Source organism: Acetobacter oryzifermentans, from assembly GCF_001628715.1.
GTDB lineage: Bacteria > Pseudomonadota > Alphaproteobacteria > Acetobacterales > Acetobacteraceae > Acetobacter > Acetobacter oryzifermentans.
Map to the genome: position 1 here is coordinate 943,972 of NZ_CP011120.1, position 21,754 is coordinate 965,725.

Genomic DNA, 21,754 nt, shown 5'->3' on the forward strand with positions numbered 1-21,754 from the left:
GTGTTATGTCTGTTTGACTACTTTCTGGTGCATCTAGTGGGGGAGTGGTCTCTATGCTTTTTTTTGTCATCGTTATGACGCTTCTCTTGGTTTAAAAACGATAGAAATTGAAATTATATCTTGAAGAATGATAAATTATATTTCTTGAAATGTTATTCTGTCTATTAAGCAACCCAGTAATGCTGCAAGATCCCCCCAGCTCCTGATCACACCAGCCGCATTTATGAAAAACGCGTGATTGCAAATACGATTATCTCCATTTTAATGCCTGCGCATTAAATGCCATAGGTTTAAAAATTTCCTCAACCACGTTAATCCAAGCCATACATTATTTTGGAAAACTTGATGAGGTCAACATCATCGATCGCATACGTGCCGTATGCCGGTATCAAGAAAACCCACCACCATGGCTCCAAGGGTTTTTGAAGGTGGCTTCTGGAAAAGCACAGGCAATCTGGTAGGCAATAGGGGTTTTGGGGCCAACATTGCAAACTTGGAGGCCATAGGCTTGGGAGAGGTTTTTAAAAGGAGACGCATAAAGAGGAATGGCGGCTCCTTTATTACTGTGTTTCCCGCAATTATTTTCACGCCCTTGTCTATGCGCCAAGTCCCTAAGCTATGGCTAGAGGCCGTATGGCTTTTCTAGTCGTGTCGGCTTACGCCTTCATGTCGAACATTTGTGTGTGGTTAAACGCCCTGTCGTTTCATTCTTCACATCGAAGGAAGACGTCGAACGTGCTATTCACAAAATGCTCAAGGATAACGGCCCCAGAATTGATCGCTGGCGTAAGAACGCCGCAGATGGAAAAGTAACCCAGTTTGACGGATATACCTCAGAAAAGGGAACTGTCGTCATCGAGAGTGCCAATCGGCAGCGCAAGGCTGCGCGGCACATTCAAGTTACACTTATTAAAAAAGAACACAATGGAATGAGCTACTATGTCCAAACTGTTAAACTATACTAAATATGATATTCTCGACATGTTTCCGCGTCTCACTAATCTGGGCGCTAGCTCGTTTGGTGAGGATCCTGAGCTCTTTGGCGATACGCTGTTCGAAGTCATTGAAGATGCGCCGCGGGGTCATTTCCTGCCGTTCAAGCAGCAGGCAGTCAACGAATTAAGGACGTTACTGGCTTATAGCGATGTAGATCTCGATCGCGTCAGTTGGGCTGTTCTTGGTATGAACCCCATGGCGGATATTGAAGAACCACCCAACTGGGGCAATTTTCCAAGCCTGCGGGCATTCTGGTCAGCCGTTCTACACGCTTTTGAAAATGACCCCGAAGTGCGGGCGGGAAAAGAGATTGACCCCGACATGTAAGATGGCACCCTAAGAGCCAAAGGCTACCTGCGTTTTGGGAAGGGTCGCATCTTCATGAATGCCAAGATGGTGCAGGTCGGATATTGATAAATTAACATATGAGGTGATTCCCAATTTTGGGGAATTTGGCCTTAAATGGCAGTTTTACGGTGCTTTTTGTTGATTCCCAAAGAGGCATGATTCTGGCGGGAGATGCTCTTACACTCGGGTTAGGTGCCTACCTACATGTCCGTAATACGCCGCAGCAGTTAAGCGGTATATCCGCCTATGTGGAACTGAGCGGGGGCTTATCTTCGATAGTTCAAATGTCAGCTTTGAGGGAAGCGGATAGTCTGCTTTTGAAACGCCAACACATGGAAACAGACATTTCTGTATTCCATGTTGGTGAATGCCCGGCTCCTACACGTTGCGGTCAATCTCTTTTCCTGCCCGCACTTCGGGGTCATTTTCAAAAGCGTGTAGAACGGCTGACCAGAATGCCCGCAGGCTTGGAAAACTGCCCCAGTTGGGTGGTTCTTCAATATCCGCCATGGGGTTCATACCAAGAACAGCCCAACTGACGCGATCGAGATCTACATCGCTATAAGCCAGTAACGTCCTTAATTCGTTGACTGCCTGCTGCTTGAACGGCAGGAAATGACCCCGCGGCGCATCTTCAATGACTTCGAACAGCGTATCGCCAAAGAGCTCAGGATCCTCACCAAACGAGCTGGCGCCCAGATTAGTGAGACGCGGAAACATGTTGAGAATATCACGAGTGGTATAGTTTAACAGTTTGGACATAGTAGCTCATTTCATTGTGTTCTTTTTTAATAAGTGTAACTTGAATGTGCCGCGCAGTCTTGCGCTGCCGATTGGCCCTCTTGATGACGACAGATCCCCTTCCAGAAGTATATCTTCAATACCTGTCTTGGTTCCCGTTTGGGTCTTCTTAAGCCAATTATCAATATTACGGCAGGCCAGTCTATGGCTGACCTGATGTAGACTGAGGTGTATTGGGTGCATGCCGCCAATATCTGTTAAAGATATGGTAAGTTTATCTTTAGTTGATTGCTCTGGCGGCCATTTGCTTACAGTGATTGTTCTTTAAGAATCACAAATTATGAATATTTAAAATGGCGGAATATTTTATCTGCCGTGTCAACAAGTTGTGCATGGTGAATTAAATAAACACCCGTAGTAGCGGCAGCTTCTCTGGCTGACGCTGAGAAGGTTGAGTTTGTGAAAACATCAGCTCCTTGATCATCACTTTGTTTTGTAGCTTGGACGTCCCAACCGGCATTTTTTAGGCATGAGCAAACCACTAACGCGGTGTTGAAGAAGCGTGGGATTTCGACCGTCAGATCGCCGAAGTTCACGTCCGTATCGCCATACTGCGTCGTTCTATCGCGCTCGGAATCTCGCTCACATGCGCCGTCAGGTGGATAATAGACGATCCAAGCGCGCAACACTCTCAATCAACGAATTGTGCAACAAAGCCACTTCGACGCTGAAGTGATTACTTGAGAACAGTCGGCGAACGTGTGGTAGCTCAAGGACTGGAGTGAGAAATTTCACGGCAATCTTGCCGCCCAATAGCCGGTCAAACTTCAGTCGTTCCAAGCGTAACGAATAGTAAGACATGCTCGGTGCATTGCGCGAAGCAGCATCGCCGGTGCGATCGAGCGGCGGCTCATTCCAGAATAGGGTGCTGCGAAGACCATTGACAGCGCGAGCAGCGCATTGTCCGCAATGGCGCAGATAGTTCGAAGCGGATGCCCCGCCCGCATCGGTGACGCCACCGATTTTTCAACAGCCTTCTAAAAGAACCATATTGGTTCAGATTTTTCTAAAAATAGAGATTTTACAATTCTTCAAAACTGGTAAACCCTTCTAAGGGACATATCGGGAACAGGTTATAGAGAGGTTCTATGGGGATCAGATTACATATCTGGGGAGAGCGTGCCTGTTTCACCAGGCCCGAACTCAAAGCTGAACGTGTTTCTTATGACGTTATAACGCCATCTGCGGCGCGGGGAATTTTGGAGGCTATTCATTGGAAGCCGGCTATTCGCTGGCACATTGATCGTATTCATGTGCTCAAGCCTATCCAGTTCGGATCATTTCGCCGGAATGAGGTAAGTGCCAAGGCAAACGCCAGAAATGCCGCGACTGCGATGAAAGCAGGTACGACGGCGGGACTGGGTCTTGTTGCGGAAGAAAATCGTCAACAGCGTGCAGCGATGATTTTGCTGGATGTGGCATATGTTGTCGAAGCGCATTTTACCATGACCGATCGTGCTGGCCCGGACGATAATCCCGCTAAACACATTAGTACCTTTAACCGACGGGCTGAGCGCGGCCAGTGTTTCCACCGGCCGTGCCTTGGGACGCGAGAGTTTCCTGCTGAATTTCAGCTTTTACCAGAGGAGGCAGCCCTCCCTCATTCTGATTTTCTGTTACAGACACAAGCTGCTGGTGATGTGGATCTTGGCTGGATGCTACATGACATTGACTTTACGAATGGGAAAATTTCAAAGTTTTTCAGGGCACGTATTCATAATGGCATCATAGATGTTCCACCGTTTGATAGTCCGGAACTGGCGGCATGACAGAGCAGATTCAGCAAGGGATTTTGCAGGCTCTGGTCAGGTTTTATGATCGTATGCAGAATGCTCCAGCATTGGGTTGGAGTCAGGTAAAGTTCGGATGGGCTATTGTTCTTAATGAAAGCGGCCATCCGGTAGATGTTATGGATTTGCGCGACCAGTCGGGGAAAAAACCTGCAAACCGGTTTTTTATGGTGCCCGCAGAAGTGAAACGAACGGCAGGCATTTCTCCGAATTTTCTCTGGGATAAAAGTTCTTACGTATTGGGCAAAACTGCGGGAGCAGGCAAGCGTACTGCGCAGGAGCACGCCGCATTCGTAAAAAAAAATCTTGAGCGTATCGCGGGAGTGGAAGATGCAGGACTTCTGGCGCTAAAGGCATTTTTAGAAAACTGGTCACCAGAACGCTTTGAGTCAGAGCCTTTTCAGACTGACATGCTGGACGCGAATATCATGTTTCGTCTGGATGGAGATGCCCGCTATATCCATGAGCGTCCCGCAGCCAGAAAACTCGTAGAGGCACGCGCCCTTGAGGCCGATGGGCCTGAAGACAGGATCTTTTGCCTCGTAACAGGGGAGAATAGCAAGCCAGCCCGACTGCATCCTGCGATTAAAGGTGTTGAAGGCGCGCAGATTGCAGGAGCGTCTCTGGTTTCTTTTAACTGTGATGCGTTCACATCCTACGGTAAAGCGCAGGGTGAAAATGCCCCAACGTCTGAAGGTGCGGCATTCCGCTATGGTGCTGCGCTGAATAGTATGCTTCAGCGCGGTAGTTTGAATCGCGTTGCCCGACCGATAGGCGATACGACGGTCGTTTTCTGGGCAGAAGCATCTGATAGACAGGCAGCAGAAGCGGCAGACGCGTTCGGTGCGATTGCTCTGAGTTCTGATAATAAAGATGATGCTGAAGTCGAAAAAGTTTCTGAAACTCTTAAAAGAGTTTCAAGGGGTGAAGCGCTTCATACCATAAGGCCTGATCTGGGGGAGGGGACGCGTTTTTATGTACTGGGTTTGGCGCCTAACGCTGCTAGACTTTCCGTGCGGTTTTGGTTGTGTGACACGCTGGATGCCTTTGCCCGCAATCTAGCCATGCATTATCAGGATATTGCAGTAGAACCAGCTCCGTGGCGTAACTTGCCTTCGCCTTTCTTGCTGGCTGTAAAAACAACAGCGATGCTGGAAAAGGCAGATAATATTCCAAAGCGTCTCGTGGCGGATATATTGAATGCAATTTTGACGGGGAGAGCCTACCCCCGTACATGGCTTTCCTCCGTTATCATGCGTTTGCGCGCAGGAGATGATCCAACTGGCTGGCATGCCGCCGCAGCACGAGCTGTGTTGCAGCGTATGAAACGGAAGATCAATCCGACTATTTCAGAAAAGGAGAGTGTGCCCGTGAGCCTTAACCGGGATTACCCGAATATCGGGTACCAGCTAGGCCGTCTTTTTGCGGTTTATGAGCTTGCTCAGCGTGCTGCGCTGGGTGGGGTGAATACCTCCATGCGTGATAAGTATTTTGGCGCAGCTTCGGCTACGCCCGCCAGCGTTTTTCCTGTGATTATTCGTAACGGGCAAAATCATCTTGGAGTTGTGCGTAAAAAACTTGCGGGCTGGTCAGTGATTATTGAAAAAGAACTGGAGGAGATTTTTAATAAAATTTCTCCTGAAGAGCCTTCTTCATTTCCTCGTTCTTTGCATCTGGAACAGCAGGGTGAATTTGCACTCGGATATTATCATCAGCGCTCCGCTAAGCTTGCTGGTCAGAAAAGTAACCAGTCGTTGCCTGAAATTGAGAATGATCAAGAGGACGAAGACGCATGAATAAGCCTGTAGAAAACCGCTACGAATTTGTTCTCTATTTTGATGTGACAAATGGCAATCCGAATGGTGATCCGGATGCGGGAAATTTACCACGGCTTGACCCGGAAACCAATAAAGGTCTTGTTTCGGATGTTGCGCTCAAGCGGAAAGTCCGGAACTACATTTCGGCGGTAAAAGAGGGTGATCCCGGTTTTGAAATTTACGTCAGCGAAGGAGCAACGCTGAACGTACAGAATAAAAAATCCTGGGCAGCGGTTATGCCAGACGTGACCAAAGATGAGGAAATGAAAAAGCTGCCCAAGGAGACCGAGAAGGCTCTGGCTCTTACAAAGTGGATGTGCGCAAATTTCTGGGATATCCGCACTTTTGGCGCGGTTATGACGACGGCTGTTAATGCCGGACAGGTGCGCGGGCCCGTGCAGTTTGCATTTGCCCGATCAGTTGAACCGATTGTTCCACTGGAAATTTCCATCACCCGGATGGCAGCGACAACAGAAGCCGATGCTGAGAAAAAGGGTGGTCGCACCATGGGGCGTAAACATATTGTGCCGTATGGTGCGTATCGTGTTCATGGCTTTGTATCTGCTCCTCTTGCGTCCCATCCTGTCAAAGGAACAGGTTTTTCCGAAGAAGATTTGGAATTACTGTGGTCGGCTCTGCTAAATATGTTTGAACTTGACCATTCTGCAGCCCGAGGTGAAATGTCAGCACGTAAGCTGATTGTTTTTAAACACGCCAGCAAATTAGGGAATGCACGGGCACAGGATCTGTTTGATCGTGTCAAAACCTTTCGTACGTATCAGGGGTCCAGTTATCAAGTTGATCACGGTTCTGCTCAGAACCCAAAGATGGATAACTGGCCACCTGCTCGTTTCTGGAATGATTATGCGGTGGTGATTGATCGTGAAAACCTGCCCGACGGCGTTGAGATTATCGAGCGTTAAGCCGTCATGATGCCAAAGCCTGACCAGAGGCAGGATGAGGAAAATCTTGTTCCTGTTTCGGCTTTGCAGCATTATCTATTTTGCCCCAGACAATGTGCGTTGATCCATATAGAGCAGCAATGGGCTGAAAACGGCGCAACTGTAGAAGGACGGCTGCTGCATGAGCGTGTTGATTCTGGTGTGCCAGACCGGAAACGTGGTGTGCGCACGCTCCGCACATTGCCGATACGTTCTTTTGCTCTGGGTATATATGGAAAAGCCGATGCTGTAGAACTGCATGGGACTGGTAGCACCCTTATTCCTTATCCGGTAGAATATAAAAGGGGTAGTCCTAAGCCGCATCATGCTGATGAAGTTCAGCTTTGCGCACAGGCTTTGTGTCTGGAAGAAATGTTTGGCTGTGCGGTATCAGAAGGGGCGTTGTTTTACGATCGTCCTCATCGCCGCACGACCGTGCAGTTTGATCAGGATCTTCGGGATTTGACTCAGAAAACTGCACAAAAAGTGCAGGACATGTTGGCGGCAGGTAAGACCCCACAGCCTGTATGGAACAAGGGGTGCAAACATTGCTCTCTTGAAGCGATCTGTCAGCCACGCCGTCTGGAGAAACCTCTTTGTGTTGAGAAATGGTTTCTCGAAAATCTGGAAGACTGAACACGATGCGCAAACACCTGAACACAATCTACGTGACAACAGAAGATGCTTGGCTACGCAAGGATGGCGCGAATATCGTTGTCGAGGTGGAGGGCAAGGAGCGTGGTCGTGCGCCGTTGCATCTGCTGGAGGGGATTATGTGTTTTGGACGTATTGGTGCATCTCCGGCTTTGCTGGCCGCGTGTGCGGAAGCTGGCATTGCGTTTTCCTATCTTTCACCCATCGGACGTTTTCTGGCACGGGTTGAAGGACCAAGGTCAGGTAATGTTCTGCTGCGGCGCGCACAATATCGGGTGGCAGACGATAACACCCGAAGTGTCTTGATTGCCCGGTATATCGTGGCTGCAAAGGTTGCCAATCAACGGACAGTTATACGGCGTGTCTTGCGAGACTACGGCGCATCCTCCCCTGAAGCGAGCCAGAAGGCCCTTCAGGCCGCTGAAGCTTGGCTGACAGATACGACGCGCCGGATTGTTAAAGTTACGGACATGGACAGTTTGCGGGGAATAGAGGGGGAGGCCGCCCGAGTTTACTTTAGTGTGTTTAACCTGTTTATCCGTTCTGAAGATCCTGCTTTTCAGTTCGGTGGTCGTTCCAGAAGGCCACCGCTGGATCGTGTTAATGCATTGCTTTCATTCCTGTATGCCCTTTTGGGGCATGATTGCCGGTCAGCACTGGAAAGCGTTGGATTAGACCCGCAGGTTGGATTTTTGCATGCAGACCGCCCCGGTCGCACCAGTCTGGCGCTGGATCTTATGGAAGAATTCCGGCCTGTTCTGGCAGACAGGCTTGCCCTTAATCTGATCAATCGTGCACAGGTGCGTGCAGCCGATTTTACGTGCCATGAAGGGGGTGGAATTACGTTGCATGATGATGCTCGTAAAACGGTGCTGACAGCATGGCAGGAGCGCAAGAAGCAAGAAATCCGCCATCCATTTTTAGGAGAAACGATGACCTTCGGTCTTGTCGCGCACATGCAGGCGTTGTTGTTATCACGCTATTTGCGTGGAGAACTGGATGCATATCCAGCATTTATCTGGAAATAGTCATGCTTGTTTTAATAACGTATGATGTAAATACAGAAGATGCTGCTGGTCGCAGACGTCTGCGCCGGGTTGCGCGTGCGTGCCTCGATTATGGTCAGCGTGTTCAGCATTCTGTTTTTGAATGTGAGGTCGATCCGGCGCAATGGGCAGAATTGCGCGCGCGCCTTCTTGATGAAGCTGATTCTGCAAAAGATAGCCTGCGCTTTTATCAACTTGGTGCTAAAGGGCGTCAACGTGTAGAGCATGTAGGGGCAAAACCAGTACTGGACCTTGATGGCACGCTTGTTTTTTGACACCTGAACATTCCTGCAAATAACCAGTGGCAAGCGGTTTCTGAGCGATATTTCCAGATAGAATAACCGAAGTTATTTTGCCGATCAGAGTATCTGCGCGAACTGTGATCGGCTGGTGAAATCCGGGGAGGATCGCGCACTTCGTAACATATTGAAAAACAAAAGAAATCTTTGGGCCTTTGGTGTGCTGGTGTTGTGATGTGACTTCAATCGACAGGGTTCGCGCAGAACACATGGTTTTTGCCGTCATAATCAGTTAACAAAATAGCGGTGTCGCTCCCCGTGCGGGGGCGTGGATAGAAACACCTACAACCTCGGATTGTCCGCGCTGGCAGGATGTCGCTCCCCGTGCGGGGGCGTGGATAGAAACTTCTTATAAGCCACGGATTCAAGGTCTAGGTTCCGTCGCTCCCCGTGCGGGGGCGTGGATAGAAACCTGTTTGTACAATTGTGCCGTCCAGTTTGCTGAGGTCGCTCCCCGTGCGGGGGCGTGGATAGAAACTGGTCATAGATGTAACCATCACCACGAAAATAGGTCGCTCCCCGTGCGGGGGCGTGGATAGAAACTGCAAGTGGCGGAAAATCAGGATGCACCGCTACGGTCGCTCCCCGTGCGGGGGCGTGGATAGAAACATTGTACCCAGAGCATGACTGGGCAAGCCATTATGTCGCTCCCCGTGCGGGGGCGTGGATAGAAACGGTGGCAATATCGACTGGCTGAAAGAGGCGTTTGTCGCTCCCCGTGCGGGGGCGTGGATAGAAACTCTCCTGCGCGGGTGTTCCATGCGGTGATTGCTTGAGTCGCTCCCCGTGCGGGAGCGTGGATAGAAACTGTTTGTCGTGCATTACGAACTCATTACGTGTCCGTCGCTCCTCGTGCGGGAGCGTGGATAGAAACCAGAATATAGGGCTGCTTTGTTTCTAGGCGTTTCGTCGCTCCCCGTGCGGGAGCGTGGATAGCCGAGTTCATCACGGATTACGAGATCGAGGCGCAGGAGACGGTCTGCGATCTGCCCCATGTGTAGTGGTGGTATGTTGTGTGTGCCATGCCTGCGAACAAAACAACGCCTTACGTTGAATATGCTCAAGACAGAAAAGAGTATCGGATGCTGTACGCTCATTCTTTGCCAGAGACTCCAGATAAAAAGGGATGGGAACCGCTTCTTGAGCATTTAGAGTGTGTTGCACGCTGTGCTGCCAGATTTGCATCCCCTTTTGGATGTGCTGTTCTGGCGGAAGCTGCTGGATTGTTGCATGACCTTGGCAAGGCGTCCGAAGAGTATCAGGATTATATCAGCAAGCAGGCAGCCAAAGGTCCAGATCACAGCACAGCAGGCGCACGGGAAGCGGTAGCGCGCTATGGTAAGATATGGGGACGCTTGATTGCGTTTGTGGTGGCAGGTCATCACGCAGGCCTGACAAATGCATTCCAGAGTGAGCGATGGAGTTCTACGCCACTGAATGAGCGTCTGGACCCGACGTCGCGTATAATACCTGATTACAGTCGATGGAGTTCTTTAGGTCTGAAACTTCCGGAACAGGCAGACCTGAAACCGACAAGAATTTTTCAGCCCGCTCCGGATTATCCAGGGTTTCGGGAGTTTTTTCTAACACATATGCTTTTTTCAGCTCTGGCAGATGCAGATTGTCTGGAAACTGAACGTTTTTATGCTGAAGCAGCAGGATTACCGCCCCCGGCACGAGGCGGGCAGATCACACGTAAACATCTTGAAAACTTACGTGCTGAAATGGCAGCACGTTGTAATCAGTCAACTCCTCTCAACCGTTTGCGTGCTGAAATTCTGGAGCACGCGGTTGGTAAAGCGTCTCTCGCTCCGGGCCTGTTTACCTTGACCGTCCCGACGGGAGGCGGGAAAACACTGACGTCACTCAGTTTTGCATTAGAACATGCGCTGAAGCACGGATTGCGTCGGGTGATTTATGTTATCCCCTATACGTCCATTCTTGAACAAACAGCCGAAATTTTTAGAGATGTTTTGAAAAGCCCAGACGATATTTTGGAGCATCATTCCGGATTTGAATGGGAAAAGCGCGCACCTGATGCAGAACGTGATAGTGAGCATGAAGGGCGCGAGGGTCTGGATAAGTTACGACGTGATGCAGAAAACTGGGATGCCCCCATTATCGTTACAACCAGCGTGCAGTTTTTTGAAAGTTTGTTTGCTGCGAAGAAAAGCCGCCTGAGAAAACTGCATAACATTGCACAGAGTGTGGTCGTGCTGGATGAAGTGCAGACACTTCCAGTCTCGTTGCTAAGACCCTGTATGGCAGCTCTTGACGAACTGGCAAGAAACTACGGCACAAGCCTCGTGTTATGTACGGCCACACAGCCAGCTTTGCGTAAATGTGACGCAGCATTACCTGCTCTTGAAAATGGACAGGCGCAAGGGTTTGATATTGATCAGCAGCGCGAACTTGCGCCTGACCCTGAGCGGCTTTATGCCACGCTTAAACGCGTGACGGTTGAATGGCTTGATCAGCCTGTGACGGATGAAGAGATTGCGGCACGTTTCTCTGATTGTCCGCAAATGCTCTGTATTGTTAATACGCGGGCCCATGCTCAGGAACTCTTTGAGGCAATTAACAATTTGCCTGGTGCCAGACATCTGACAACCCTGATGTGTCCCATGCATCGTCGTCAGGTTCTGGCGGAAATCAGACAGGACTTGCAACAGAAAAAGCCGGTGCGACTTGTCTCAACCAGCCTGATTGAGGCGGGTGTGGATGTAGACTTTCCAGAAGTATGGCGCGCAGCCGCAGGTCTTTCTTCTGTAGCGCAGGCGGCTGGTCGTTGTAATCGGGAAGGGCGGTTGGACGGGCTGGGGCGTACAGTTGTTTTTGAATCTCTTGACGCTCGGAAAACAGTTGATCAGGACGAGGGAAACGGTAGTAGCCAGAAGAAAAATTTACGTATTCTTCGTTCCATGCTTCCTTTCTGGCAGGCGACTAGAACCATTCGTCGCAAAGGGGTGGATCCTCTTAGTTTGAAAGGGATGCATCTTTATTATCAGGAGCTTTACTTCAATCAGGGTTACGAGGCGCTTGACGCGGCGACTCTTCCTTCAGGCAAGCCAGGTAAGGCCGGAGAAAAATATCCCATTCTTCCTGCTGTCCAACGCACGGCATCTGGTATGAACTTGCCTTTTGCCACGATTGCATCTGCATTTCGCATGATTGATACTGCACTTGCTCCGGTGATTATTCAGTGGGATGAAGATGCCGCACAGGTGGTGAAACAATTGCAATTCATGCCATATCCTACACCGAGAATTTTGCGGACCTTACAGCATTACAGTGTTCCGGTGCCGCCTGATGTACGCATGAAGCTGGTGATGACGGGTGTCTGCACACTTCTGCATCCAGAGGTATTTGGAGATCGATTTGTCGTGCTGGAACGGAATAATGATCTTTACAGCGCTCAGACCGGCCTGAGGCTGGATGATCCGACATGGCGATCTGAAGAAAGTAATATCTTTTAACATCCTCTGGATTGCTACGCGCTCCCGCTCATTCTCTCGATGAATAGAAATCGGCGCATATTATAGACGATATTGGCCGGCCCGATCCTTATGGCGGCTCGTGTTATGCCTACGGTGCGTATGAACAGTCCCGCTTGTGATTTCTGATCGGCAAAGACATGCTCAACACGTGGTATTGATATGCCATAATGGAGGTTCACTGACCATCAGAAGGAGACCGCCCGGATGAAAGCTAGATACTTGGATGAAGGGGCCGAGGAGGGCTTCATAGTTCCTCTTGAGGAGGAACGCGATTTTCTTCCCACCCTTTTGGAAGAGGATGTTCGAGGCGAAATTTAGCTTGCGCCTCTAGCCATTCAGCAAGGTTGTTGGGGATTAATTGCTTGCCCTTCGACCATCTTTGAACCGTGGTATTGTGAGTTCCTAATATTTCGGACAGTTTGCGCATAGATATCCCCAGAATGTCTAGGCATTTTATAAATTGTTCAGGCGTCATAGGTAAAAATATCCAAAGAAAAACCCAACAGAAATTCCAATAATTGCTGCCAAAACGAAAATGAATATAAGCGTTTTGTTGCTGAGCATTCTGCCTATCCTTTCAATTCAGAGGGGTGAAGGGTTGGCGCCTCTCGGTTTGTTAGTGATGTTCGAGGAACTTACCTATTACGCCACCAAATGTGAGTAGAGTTGACTTATCGCCTGCATAAGCTTGGTCTAATTACCGGCTGGCAGTATCGGACATTTAACATCCAAATCAGGACGAATTTCGGGAGTGGCGATCTGGACAGAGTGGCACGCGAGACTTCAGGGCTTTGGAAAATGGTGCTGGAAGATCTTTGGGCGCAGAAACTTACCCGATCTGACATCATAAGAGAGCTAAGTATCCCTTATGAAGAACTTGAGAATCTCTTGTTCAGTCTAACAGCTTCAACTGATCAGCCACCGAAAAAAAGCGAGAAGCTGCCTTTCTCAATTGTTCGAAGCCATCGCCGGAGGGTTCCGGAGCCAGTATGATGATTGCTGCCATCAGCAGGAGAGATAGCGCACAGGGAAACAGTGCATATAGCTAACTCTCTCATTCGGCTGTGTCCTTCTCTCGTCGTTGCTGGATGACAGTTCGTAATATCATGACCGCCTTCAATATCTTCTGGGCGTAGTTGTTGCTGCCAGCATGGAGTCCTCGCATTGCTTCTGTAGCCTCTGCATGGCTTCTGGAGGCATAGGGGCGGTCATCATGGAGCGGTAGTTCATGCAAGCAGACGTATCACCAGACCGATGGTGAGGTTGTTGCGCACAGCCAGCAAGCATGATGGTCAGTATGAGTATTATGAACCAGTTATAAACCATGGCTATTACGCGCTGTCTTTCCTCAACCTAACTCCAGCTCCACCACCGTTCTCAGCGATGAATTCAACGCCAACGGCCTCTAAGGCGCTATGAATGGCATTGATAGTCGACTGACGGGGGGTAACTTCCGCCAGTTCAATGCGCGTTGATCCCTGTTTTTGTGGCTTCTGGCACATCAGACACAAGTTTGTCCTCAGTGGCCCATTCGGGGCACCAATTGCCATGCAGGGGTTTAAGACCAGCCTGAGTTAAGCGGCGGTCAATTTCTGCCCTCATTTCTGCAAGGGCCTTATCACGCCGTTTTATGGCTTCTTTTGGGTCTCTGGTTTGCAGGGAGCGAATGATCTCCTGCTTTATCCCTGACTTGGTGCTGTAAACACGGCCTACATCTTGCCAGCGGTCTTTAGGGATACTGAGGCGGGCTGAATAGGCTTTGCCACCTGTTAATTTTAAGCTGTGCATATCGCTAGGAGCCTTCTTGGTCATTGAAGGACTACGACCGACTACTACCGATTGAGTAGCAGTTTGCTACCTTTGATGGTGTATAACTCATTGAAATATAAGGATTTTTAGGTGATGGTGGAGGGATCCGAAACCGAATAAGTTGTGCTTCGAACGCGTACCTCCTATTCTCAGAAGAATCGTTTGGCTGAAAAAAACTGTAGATTGCTGTGACTTTTTAATTTTTCATAGTATTGATCTAGCCTAAATATTTGAGAGGCTTAGAGGCAACCTTGCCTTCTTACGGTCCATGAAATTTAGGAGACAATATTTTGACTATATCCAATCATCACTCGTATGCAGAACAATGGATAAAAGAGACGGACCTCTTGGAGGCCAATGGCATTTACGAAAAACTTGCAGCAGCAGTACCATTAGGGCGAGTTTTGGAAATCGGTTGTGGGGCTGGAAAAGGAACGTCACAATTGATCCAACAACATGAAGTTCTCTCTCTTGACAACAATCCTCACCTTATTGACGCGGCGCGTCAGAATGTTTGTGTGGCTAGTAATGTTACGATCCACGAGTGCAATTTATTTACCCTTACCGAAAACGATAAAAAAATAATATCGTCCTTTCAACCAAATGCGATTGTAGGGTGGTTTCTCGGTGGTTGTGGTGAGGATATATTTTCCAAAACTGAGGGAGTGACCGAGTTAACCGAAAAAGCAAAGCTGTATAGAGAAAAACTAGAAGATATTATCATTTCCGAAGAAATACTTATTGATACTGTCAATACAATCAATCTTGTCTATCGAGGGAAAAAGGTATCACATTTATCCGATCAAGAGGTTAAAGATAGTCAGGCTAAGAATTATAATACATATGTTTTCGATCAGGTTGGTTTTAAAGTGACTGATGTAAGGCTGTTCGATTGGCCTAGGGAAGGAAGTGATTTTACCTATGGTGCGGCTCATAACCCCAATTTGGTGCAAGGTGCCACTAATCCGATCATTATTTCGCTAATTGCTCAGAGGACGTAAGCTTCGCCGCATCGGATCACTATAACGATTTGCGGGAAACTCCCGTCGAATTGGAGGAAACATTCCTCGCTGGTCATTACGTTGTTAACAGTAGAGCGACAGCTTGGGCACGTCCGCTTGCTGATGATATAAGCTTATTTCTATGTCTGCTCTGAGGCGTAAGCCGACACGCCTAGCAAACTGCTTGTCATAGTGATGTTCGTATTGCTGCATGCAAGCAGTAAGAACTCCAGCAAGAATAAGTCCTAAACTTCCCGCTTTTCCTTGTACCTTTCTTCCCTCCGTACTATCATTTCCCCAACATCATTAAGCTTTTGGAGGGCAGGATTTATGGGAATGAACTACGGTATTATTCAGGCTCTTACGCAGACACCTCCGCCGGAACATATCAAAGCTATCGCAAATATTCTAAAGACCAAGCGCGGTCTGGATATGGTGCATATTGCTGCTGCAAAGGTCATTGTGCTTCCTAAATCAGTGCGTTTATCGATGGCTTGTCCGACTGGGAAGGCAGCGTGAAATGACTGGTAGCACAATAGAAAATAAGGCCAGCACTCAGAAGGATGATGGATTACCTCCTGCGCCGGAGGGATTTTCCTTCAAGCAGGGGGTTTGCAGCATAAATGGCACGCCTACTGATACCTTCGAGGTAAAATGGACCGGAGCTGATGGTCTGGCACATACGGCATCTTTCCGTAAGAAAGTACCGCTTGGGCAGCGGATCAGTGCAATGGAATCCTTTGGTGAGCAGGTTACGGCAGAGGGGCGTGTTGGTTTTCTTGCTGCAATCAGCGCCATAGATATGGACTCGATTCCTGAACCACCTGAACGTGGCAGGAATGAGCTTCTGGGCTTCTTGGACCGTCTGGATGATGCTGGTTTGATGGCATGGATGCGCGCAAAAGCTGAAATCGCCAAAAGCTCTGAGGAACAGGCAGAAGCTGCAAAAGTTAAGGCTACGGTGGGAAACTGATGAAGGATGCTGAGTTTGGCCGGGCAGTTTTTCTGGCTAGATGCGGCATCCCTTTTCGTGTGCAGGAAACGCTTCCAGAAGCTGCGTTAATTGCTGCTTCAAATATTAACCTGGTGTGGCAGATGCCGGGTATGGCATCATGGAATCCCCATACAGGGGAAATGGATTTCGTGAGCGCTCCACAAAATGGCTAGAGAATTCACAGAGCAAGGCTTTCTGGATTATCTGGCCTCAGCCCCCGTAAGGCTGGAAGCGCAGCTTAAAACTGCCATGAAGCATGAAGCTTCTCATCTGCAGAAAGAAGCTCGTGAAGAAGTGGGTCATTATCAGGAAGCGGCTGGCCCGTTTCCTGCATGGTCACCATTAGCAGATAGCACCATGGACGATCGTATTCGAAAGGGCTTTACCCCAGATGATCCGGGCCTACGGACAGGCGCTATGCGTGACAGCTATAAGGCCAGTGTAGAGGGCAACAAGATCGTTCTGGGCAGCACCAGTAATGCAGCCCAGTGGTTTGAAGAGGGTACTATTAAGCAGCCGCCACGCCCGGTCATTGGCCCAGCGATTTTCCGAAATACAGAAACCATAACAAGACATCTGACGGAAAGTATTTCTGCTGCTATGGCAGGGCATATCACCGCGCTTGAGAGTGATGTTGATGACTGAGACTTATACCGTCCGTGGCGAGTATCTTTTCATTACAGATGCTCCGCAAACTCTGGAGCGCATTACTCGCGGTTTTGCAGAAGCTATCCGTTATGGGGAACGTTACCGTTCCTTGCTAAAGGAGATAGGCGAGCAGGCTTTTTCTCTCGAAAAGGCAGGCAAGTATCTGAAGGAGCTCAACGTTGCCGGGCTGGAAGGCCTATTATCCAGCGCCAAGTCTGCGACTTTTTCGTTTGATGCGGTTTCTTCTTCTATTGCCAAGGCCCGCGAGCAGATACGCCTGATGGCAGAGGAATCTGCACGGCTGTCTTTCGCAGAGGTAACCGCGCCGGCGCCTCGTAACGGTGCGAGAAGTGGCGGAAGTTCTGGTGTCGGAGGGGGTGGGGCCTCCCACAAGGAACCTTCTTATCTGCGGCGTGCTGTTGGCTTCGATATTCCTGGTTACAAATCACCAGGCATCGCGACCTTTGTGGGTGGCACTGCACTCTATGAGACGGCCAAAACGTCTTTTGACGCGTATGCCCGTACGCAGCAGGTTTATGACATCATGCTGAGTGACAGCAGGGTTAGAACAGATCCGGCCATGATGAAGGTCATTCAGGACAGTGCCTCTGATAATCTACGGAAATACAAAACACTGTCTCCTTACGATGCAGCGCGGAATTCAGCAGAAGGGTATGCACTTTCTGGTGGTGAGAAGGAGGAGCAGCCTGTCATCACTGATCTGCTTGGGCAGATTGAAGAAAACATGATCCTACGTGGGAAATCATCCGAAGATGCTCAGCAGCAGGCCCGAATGATTGTGTCCGGTATGGATATTGGGAACCGTTTCTATAACCGCAAAACTGGTCAGCTTGATCTGAAACGGATGTATCACGAGGCTGAAATTACACAGGCTCTGGTTGATGTCGGAGGCGGGTTTACAACAGGCAGGGCAATCCGGGAGTTTTTCAAAAGCACAGGCACTGTTGGGCAGGATATGTCAGCAGTAGGCTTGGCGCGTGCTGCTCACTTCATAGAAACCAATCCGCAAAGAGCATCTCAAGCGATCGGGTCATTTGTTTCTCTGTTTGAGGGAAGTGCGCCGACCATGCGCAAAAGAGATAAGGCTTGGTGGACGGAACATGGCTTATACGGAAAAAACGGCAGGTTGTCGGAAACTGCGGATACCTTGCTGCACTCTGATCCTATCGGGTTTGCTGAAAAATATCTTGGCAGGTTTACTCGGCAGCAGATCAGCGAACATACACAGAGAAGGAACGTTGGCGCCATTCTGAACGAAATACAGGGTTCTCAGGGCAATATTGATCGGCAGGCGGAGGCTGTGGCTCGTACGGATATGAACGCCAATCATGCAGCGCTTCTGGGAAGTCCCTCCGGCTCTGTAAAGGTTCTGGATGCTGCCATTGCACGCTTTATGACGACACTAGGGAAGTTTGAAGCGGGTCCGGGGGTTAAGATACTGAACCAGATGACTGATGGTCTGGACAGGATGTCTAACTATATGAATGCTCATCCTAAGGATGTGGCCACCTTTATGCAGGAAATCGGCCATATCGCTTCTGCCCTTGGATCATTCGTCCTCTTTCTGGGGAAGGTATCCGCGGCCATTCCAAGTTGGCTCAAACCTATTCTTTTCGGAGGCGTGTCCGGTGCAGCAACGGCTTCTGTTGTGCCGGGTCTTGGAACGGGTACGGGTGCGGTAACTGGTGCAGCTACGGTCGGTTTGGATGAGCTTGCAAACTATCTGAAACAGCAGGATCATAAACTGAATTATGATGATGGGGCACCTCTCACATGGAAGGATAAGCTGGATCCTTTCCAGTGGTGGCATCATCGTGAACGGTATTACGCTCCTCCACAGGACAATTTACAGCCGGTCAATTCAGTTGTGCGGCAGCCGCAGCAGCAACCTACCCAAGTTACGGTAAACGCCCCTGTTTACCTGGACGGCAAGAAGATTGCCGATAACACTCAGACTTATGTGATGCAGGAAGTCCAGCGCACTTTTGACCGCGAAATGCGGGCGAGTAACTCGATGCCCGATCCACTTTCGACGCCACGGGTGCCGGGAGTGCCGTGGGGGCATTGATCGGAGGTAACTCAGAAATATGATTGATAGCAGGCCAATGGCAATAAAGGCGAGGATACAGGGGCATCTGTTGGTTAAGGTGTGCTGTTATTTGCCGCTTTGCATCTCTTTACTATAGGCAGGGAAGTATTCTGTGACGGGGCGCGTTATAATTGCATTGATATTACCTGACTGCACATTTGCCTCAAAGGATTTTGGTGTTCCTTCTTCCGTTAAAATGTGATCGTTCCCCCAGACTCCATCGGCTTGATAAACTATTATGTTATCAGGATTTATTGTCTTACCTTCCTCTCCCCAGTCATTCGTTACGAAGAGGCTTACGGGAACAAGAGCGCAAGGGTGGGAGTAAGTTAGCGTTGCTTCTTTGAGCGTTATAATCGTTGTTAACGGGTGTCTGGGAGCAGTGTCCTCTTGTGTCAGTTCATGGCGTCTTTTTTCTTCGGCAATCGGAATAGATGGCCAAGTCCGCTCGCTCTCAGGATCTGATGCCATATGCAATGTATCGCGAATATCTTCTGGACCAGCAAAAGAATGGCCTGCCCACTCGAATACCGCGCGTTCAGGCACTATAATGGGGCCATATTCGTATTCTTGTGTGTAGTCGCTACTATTGAACGCAACTCTTTGAGCGCATATTTTTGCCTGACCAGTAGCATGCGCTGCTGAGAAACAAACCAACCAAGATATAATAGCCAAGGCAATATGTTTTGGTGTGGCGTTTGATAGTTTTTTATCTTTGTCCAATTTGGACGCCTTTCCTTGTACCGCATCTTGCCCACTGATATTGTCCATTTTGGACAAAGGCAGGTGAAATGGCAAAGAAACTCAATCTCGATCTTCTGAATAAGATATGGACTCTGGCAGAGCAGGGAACTGAAGGAGAGCAGGCTGCAGCACGCAACCGGGCAGAGGCGCTGGTTAAACCCCATGGTTACACATTGGCAGATGTGCCTGACCTGCTTTTGACGGAGGGGTATCTTGATGATGAGCCGGAGCCCTCCGCCGGTGGTTTCACCTTCTACGATATGAGCAATCCAGCGCATCAACGCGCTTATGCAAGGGCCGAACGGAAGAGGCAGGTTGCATGGCGCATGGCCAACCGTGCCAAGATTGATGAAGTGCTGGCACGTTATGGTTCAGAAGAGGCCGTGTTTGCGCATATGGCAGAAGAGAAAGCTTATGATGCGGCGATCAAACCCTTCCACAAGAAAGGAAAGGCTGGGCAGTGTGATACATGGGATGGCGAGCACTTCGGCCCTACGGCAAAGGTTCGTGCAGCCCTTGCTACGGTCAAGCCTTGGCCTGACACCATTCCTGATGCCATTGTGGAATATGAGTATTGGGAGAAGCTGCATGATGACCGGAACATCGCAGACGGCAACAACCAGTATAATTACCTCAGCCAAGGTGCTGACTTCCGGTACTGGGCCTTAGGCGATCTGATCAACAAAGAGATTGAGGCCCGTAATATCTCGGATGTGATTATCCGCCTCCGCTTTCAGGAAGCCAGTCAGGGCACTTACAATGATAGTGCTGCCATCCTGCGGAATTTGGAACGGCTGCATGCTGAGGAAAGCCTCAAACCCGGAATTAGTGGGGCAGGGGATATTCTCCTAGACCGAGGATTTTCGGTCAGTTCTGATGGAAACGCGGGTGACTCTGAAAACCGCGCCACCTCTCCGTCCAATTTGGACACTGCTACAAAGCGCCGGGCGGAGGTGGTGCGGATACTGCAAACTGCGGAAGGGATGCGCATGCCATTTCGAGCAGTTGCCCAGATGGTAGGGGTTTCACCTACTACGGTTGGGAATATTAAGAGGCGGATCGAGAAGACTGTTCGACAGGCATGCCGTCAATGATGGGCTATATCTAGTTCTCTACGGTGAGTCGTATGGTGACCAGACATCACGTTATGTTTCGCTTATAGGTGCTATTGTAATTAACCACGACAATTTTTCAGTGCACCAGCGTGAACAAATCCGTCTTCTACAGTTGGTGGTCTTGATTATTCTACGAGATCACAAGCGTCATTTTCATGAGAGATTTGCCGCAACGATCGTTGTGAGTTGTTTTCGCTCTCGTTGCGCCTCTTGCAAACGTAAGCAGCCCATGTATAAGATGAGCCTACGTGACAGCCGTCATCTAACCTACTACGCAGTTTTCCGCTTACCTAGTAGGATATGACCGGCAGTGGGGACATACAGTCTCCCACCGACCAAGCCGAAAGCGGATGTACTCACGTACAGAAACCGCTTTAGGCCAAGCGCATGTAATGCGTTTGCTCATCTTTGTTCACCTCCCTTCATGATGCCGAGGGGTCCAGCCTCGGTATCAGGAAAGAACAGCGTATAAGATGACGGCTGCCACAAAATCTCATACTGCAATTTACAACAGTGGGTCAATGCTGGTACTAGAGAAAAGAGCGAAACTTTTTTCTTGAATAATGGAACGTACGTCACCATGGACGCTGTTGTTGCCCGCATCATGGCCGATCTTCAGTCGCTCCGTGAAGCGGCTAAAAGACAAAGCGCGCGAATTGATGCTTTAGAAACCCTATACGAACAACAAAAAAAGAAGCGCGAAGATATCTGCGAAAAAATTAAAGATTTAGAGAATTTCTTAGTTTATTACGAACATTATACAGCAGCAGGAAAGCACCTCCCTAACCATGGTTACCGACGACCGGTAATGAAGGGCGGAGAGCCTAATAAACGCCCAGGATTACGTCCTCAGAGTCGCGCCGGAAAAATAGAAAAAGTCGCGATCCGTGCAATTCAAAAAGCTGAACGCCCATTATCAATTGGTGAACTTCTTTCCGCTATAAATAATGCCGGTTTTGAAATTCATGGGGCACGACCAAGAACTAATCTGGCTTCCATATTAAGCCGGAGCCAAAAAATTTACTACGACCACCCAGACGGATGGAAATTTGCATCTGATTACAATCCAGAGATTGATGTACACTTAAAGAATACAAAATAATATATCTGACAGAATATCTCTCCTCCACAGGAACACGTCGCC

21 protein-coding genes, 2 pseudogenes and 1 CRISPR repeat array are annotated in these 21,754 nt (G+C 49.2%); of the genes and pseudogenes, 17 read left to right on the plus strand and 6 right to left on the minus strand.

Going from position 1 to position 21,754, the window contains the following annotated elements; translation table 11 throughout:
• Positions 1-683: 683 nt before the first annotated feature.
• On the plus strand, positions 684-965 hold the full coding sequence (locus WG31_RS04590) for an RNase A-like domain-containing protein (RefSeq protein WP_245191559.1): 282 nt from the start codon (positions 684-686) through the stop codon (positions 963-965).
• On the plus strand, positions 940-1,323 hold the full coding sequence (locus WG31_RS04595) for a hypothetical protein (RefSeq protein WP_245191560.1): 384 nt from the start codon (positions 940-942) through the stop codon (positions 1,321-1,323). Before WG31_RS04590 ends, WG31_RS04595 begins: the two co-directional genes overlap by 26 nt.
• Positions 1,324-1,722: 399 nt before the next feature.
• Here WG31_RS04595 and WG31_RS04600 read toward each other — a convergent pair whose 3' ends face one another.
• Together WG31_RS04600 and WG31_RS14910 are read right to left on the minus strand one after the other, a co-directional pair.
• Positions 1,723-2,106, minus strand: a complete 384-nt coding sequence (locus WG31_RS04600) for a hypothetical protein (RefSeq protein WP_245191561.1) — start codon at positions 2,104-2,106, stop codon at positions 1,723-1,725.
• Between the two features lie 317 nt (positions 2,107-2,423).
• Positions 2,424-2,681, minus strand: a complete 258-nt coding sequence (locus WG31_RS14910; RefSeq protein ID WP_209439368.1) for a hypothetical protein — start codon at positions 2,679-2,681, stop codon at positions 2,424-2,426.
• Between WG31_RS14910 and WG31_RS16250 the strand changes: the two are divergent.
• The 8 genes and pseudogenes from WG31_RS16250 to WG31_RS04635 form a co-directional block, all read left to right on the plus strand.
• Positions 2,646-2,741 (plus strand): annotated as a pseudogene (locus tag WG31_RS16250) (IS5/IS1182 family transposase); the annotation flags it as partial. The gene WG31_RS14910 and the pseudogene WG31_RS16250 sit on opposite strands and share 36 nt — an antisense overlap.
• Positions 2,742-3,233: 492 nt before the next feature.
• Positions 3,234-3,914, plus strand: a complete 681-nt coding sequence (cas5c, locus tag WG31_RS04605; RefSeq protein WP_006116166.1) for a type I-C CRISPR-associated protein Cas5c — start codon at positions 3,234-3,236, stop codon at positions 3,912-3,914.
• Positions 3,911-5,731 carry a type I-C CRISPR-associated protein Cas8c/Csd1 gene (cas8c, locus tag WG31_RS04610; RefSeq protein ID WP_063353782.1) on the plus strand — a complete coding sequence of 607 codons (1,821 nt, stop codon included), beginning with the start codon at positions 3,911-3,913 and terminating at the stop codon, positions 5,729-5,731. Before cas5c ends, cas8c begins: the two co-directional genes overlap by 4 nt.
• Positions 5,728-6,675, plus strand: coding sequence for a type I-C CRISPR-associated protein Cas7/Csd2 (gene cas7c / locus WG31_RS04615; RefSeq protein ID WP_006116164.1), 948 nt, complete (start codon positions 5,728-5,730; stop codon positions 6,673-6,675). The genes cas8c and cas7c overlap by 4 nt, the downstream gene beginning before the upstream one ends.
• A gap of 6 nt (positions 6,676-6,681) precedes the next feature.
• Positions 6,682-7,329, plus strand: coding sequence for a CRISPR-associated protein Cas4 (gene cas4 / locus WG31_RS04620; RefSeq protein ID WP_006116162.1), 648 nt, complete (start codon positions 6,682-6,684; stop codon positions 7,327-7,329).
• Positions 7,330-7,334: 5 nt separating this feature from the next.
• A complete protein-coding gene (gene cas1c / locus WG31_RS04625; protein ID WP_063353783.1) occupies positions 7,335-8,375 on the plus strand; it encodes a type I-C CRISPR-associated endonuclease Cas1c in 1,041 nt (346 codons plus the stop codon).
• A 2-nt stretch (positions 8,376-8,377) separates the two neighbouring features.
• Positions 8,378-8,668 (plus strand): CRISPR-associated endonuclease Cas2, encoded by a 291-nt coding sequence (gene cas2, locus WG31_RS04630; protein ID WP_006116159.1) that lies wholly within the window; start codon positions 8,378-8,380, stop codon positions 8,666-8,668.
• Between the two features lie 272 nt (positions 8,669-8,940).
• A CRISPR array of direct repeats spans positions 8,941-9,632; the repeat unit is 32 nt; unit sequence GTCGCTCCCCGTGCGGGGGCGTGGATAGAAAC.
• 142 nt (positions 9,633-9,774) lie between these two features.
• Positions 9,775-12,168: a CRISPR-associated helicase/endonuclease Cas3 gene (locus WG31_RS04635; RefSeq protein WP_063353784.1), complete on the plus strand. Its 2,394-nt coding sequence runs from the start codon at positions 9,775-9,777 to the stop codon at positions 12,166-12,168.
• A 14-nt stretch (positions 12,169-12,182) separates the two neighbouring features.
• On the opposite strand, the pseudogene WG31_RS14915 reads toward WG31_RS04635, so the two are convergent.
• The 3 genes and pseudogenes from WG31_RS14915 to WG31_RS04640 form a co-directional block, all read right to left on the minus strand.
• Positions 12,183-12,338, minus strand: a pseudogene (locus WG31_RS14915) (IS5/IS1182 family transposase); the annotation flags it as partial.
• Between the two features lie 95 nt (positions 12,339-12,433).
• Positions 12,434-12,664: a hypothetical protein gene (locus WG31_RS15475; RefSeq protein WP_157884495.1), complete on the minus strand. Its 231-nt coding sequence runs from the start codon at positions 12,662-12,664 to the stop codon at positions 12,434-12,436.
• A gap of 986 nt (positions 12,665-13,650) precedes the next feature.
• Positions 13,651-13,977 (minus strand): DUF6538 domain-containing protein, encoded by a 327-nt coding sequence (locus tag WG31_RS04640; protein WP_063353785.1) that lies wholly within the window; start codon positions 13,975-13,977, stop codon positions 13,651-13,653.
• A 311-nt stretch (positions 13,978-14,288) separates the two neighbouring features.
• On the opposite strand from WG31_RS04640, the gene WG31_RS04645 reads away from it, so the two are divergent.
• The 5 genes from WG31_RS04645 to WG31_RS04670 all read left to right on the plus strand — a co-directional run bounded on the left by WG31_RS04645 (position 14,289) and on the right by WG31_RS04670 (position 18,730).
• Positions 14,289-14,999, plus strand: a complete 711-nt coding sequence (locus WG31_RS04645; protein ID WP_157884496.1) for a class I SAM-dependent methyltransferase — start codon at positions 14,289-14,291, stop codon at positions 14,997-14,999.
• A gap of 336 nt (positions 15,000-15,335) precedes the next feature.
• On the plus strand, positions 15,336-15,518 hold the full coding sequence (locus WG31_RS04650; RefSeq protein WP_063353787.1) for a hypothetical protein: 183 nt from the start codon (positions 15,336-15,338) through the stop codon (positions 15,516-15,518).
• A gap of 1 nt (position 15,519) precedes the next feature.
• Positions 15,520-15,972 (plus strand): hypothetical protein, encoded by a 453-nt coding sequence (locus WG31_RS04655; RefSeq protein ID WP_063353788.1) that lies wholly within the window; start codon positions 15,520-15,522, stop codon positions 15,970-15,972.
• Positions 15,973-16,158: 186 nt separating this feature from the next.
• Complete coding sequence (locus WG31_RS04665; RefSeq protein WP_063353790.1) at positions 16,159-16,638, plus strand: HK97-gp10 family putative phage morphogenesis protein; 480 nt, start codon at positions 16,159-16,161, stop codon at positions 16,636-16,638.
• Positions 16,631-18,730, plus strand: coding sequence for a hypothetical protein (locus tag WG31_RS04670; protein ID WP_063353791.1), 2,100 nt, complete (start codon positions 16,631-16,633; stop codon positions 18,728-18,730). The genes WG31_RS04665 and WG31_RS04670 overlap by 8 nt, the downstream gene beginning before the upstream one ends.
• An 87-nt stretch (positions 18,731-18,817) precedes the next feature.
• On the opposite strand, the gene WG31_RS04675 is transcribed toward WG31_RS04670, so the two are convergent.
• Complete coding sequence (locus WG31_RS04675; RefSeq protein ID WP_157884497.1) at positions 18,818-19,474, minus strand: hypothetical protein; 657 nt, start codon at positions 19,472-19,474, stop codon at positions 18,818-18,820.
• A 68-nt stretch (positions 19,475-19,542) separates the two neighbouring features.
• Between WG31_RS04675 and WG31_RS04680 the strand changes: the two genes are divergently transcribed.
• Positions 19,543-20,589: an AsnC family protein gene (locus WG31_RS04680; RefSeq protein ID WP_063353793.1), complete on the plus strand. Its 1,047-nt coding sequence runs from the start codon at positions 19,543-19,545 to the stop codon at positions 20,587-20,589.
• A 601-nt stretch (positions 20,590-21,190) separates the two neighbouring features.
• On the plus strand, positions 21,191-21,712 hold the full coding sequence (locus WG31_RS04685; RefSeq protein ID WP_063353794.1) for a hypothetical protein: 522 nt from the start codon (positions 21,191-21,193) through the stop codon (positions 21,710-21,712).
• Positions 21,713-21,754: the final 42 nt, after the last annotated feature.

What these genes read in the sequence shown, in the direction of transcription:
- WG31_RS04595 (WP_245191560.1), top strand. Translation starts at nt 940, where the DNA reads ATGTCCAAACTGTTAAACTATACTAAATATGATATTCTCGACATGTTT.
- WG31_RS04600 (WP_245191561.1), bottom strand. Translation starts at nt 2,106, where the DNA reads ATGTCCAAACTGTTAAACTATACCACTCGTGATATTCTCAACATGTTT.
- cas5c (WP_006116166.1), top strand. Translation starts at nt 3,234, where the DNA reads ATGGGGATCAGATTACATATCTGGGGAGAGCGTGCCTGTTTCACCAGG.
- cas8c (WP_063353782.1), top strand. Translation starts at nt 3,911, where the DNA reads ATGACAGAGCAGATTCAGCAAGGGATTTTGCAGGCTCTGGTCAGGTTT.
- cas7c (WP_006116164.1), top strand. Translation starts at nt 5,728, where the DNA reads ATGAATAAGCCTGTAGAAAACCGCTACGAATTTGTTCTCTATTTTGAT.
- cas4 (WP_006116162.1), top strand. Translation starts at nt 6,682, where the DNA reads ATGATGCCAAAGCCTGACCAGAGGCAGGATGAGGAAAATCTTGTTCCT.
- cas1c (WP_063353783.1), top strand. Translation starts at nt 7,335, where the DNA reads ATGCGCAAACACCTGAACACAATCTACGTGACAACAGAAGATGCTTGG.
- cas2 (WP_006116159.1), top strand. Translation starts at nt 8,378, where the DNA reads ATGCTTGTTTTAATAACGTATGATGTAAATACAGAAGATGCTGCTGGT.
- WG31_RS04635 (WP_063353784.1), top strand. Translation starts at nt 9,775, where the DNA reads ATGCTGTACGCTCATTCTTTGCCAGAGACTCCAGATAAAAAGGGATGG.
- WG31_RS15475 (WP_157884495.1), bottom strand. Translation starts at nt 12,664, where the DNA reads ATGACGCCTGAACAATTTATAAAATGCCTAGACATTCTGGGGATATCT.
- WG31_RS04640 (WP_063353785.1), bottom strand. Translation starts at nt 13,977, where the DNA reads ATGCACAGCTTAAAATTAACAGGTGGCAAAGCCTATTCAGCCCGCCTC.
- WG31_RS04650 (WP_063353787.1), top strand. Translation starts at nt 15,336, where the DNA reads ATGAACTACGGTATTATTCAGGCTCTTACGCAGACACCTCCGCCGGAA.
- WG31_RS04655 (WP_063353788.1), top strand. Translation starts at nt 15,520, where the DNA reads ATGACTGGTAGCACAATAGAAAATAAGGCCAGCACTCAGAAGGATGAT.
- WG31_RS04665 (WP_063353790.1), top strand. Translation starts at nt 16,159, where the DNA reads ATGGCTAGAGAATTCACAGAGCAAGGCTTTCTGGATTATCTGGCCTCA.
- WG31_RS04670 (WP_063353791.1), top strand. Translation starts at nt 16,631, where the DNA reads ATGACTGAGACTTATACCGTCCGTGGCGAGTATCTTTTCATTACAGAT.
- WG31_RS04680 (WP_063353793.1), top strand. Translation starts at nt 19,543, where the DNA reads ATGGCAAAGAAACTCAATCTCGATCTTCTGAATAAGATATGGACTCTG.
- WG31_RS04685 (WP_063353794.1), top strand. Translation starts at nt 21,191, where the DNA reads ATGGACGCTGTTGTTGCCCGCATCATGGCCGATCTTCAGTCGCTCCGT.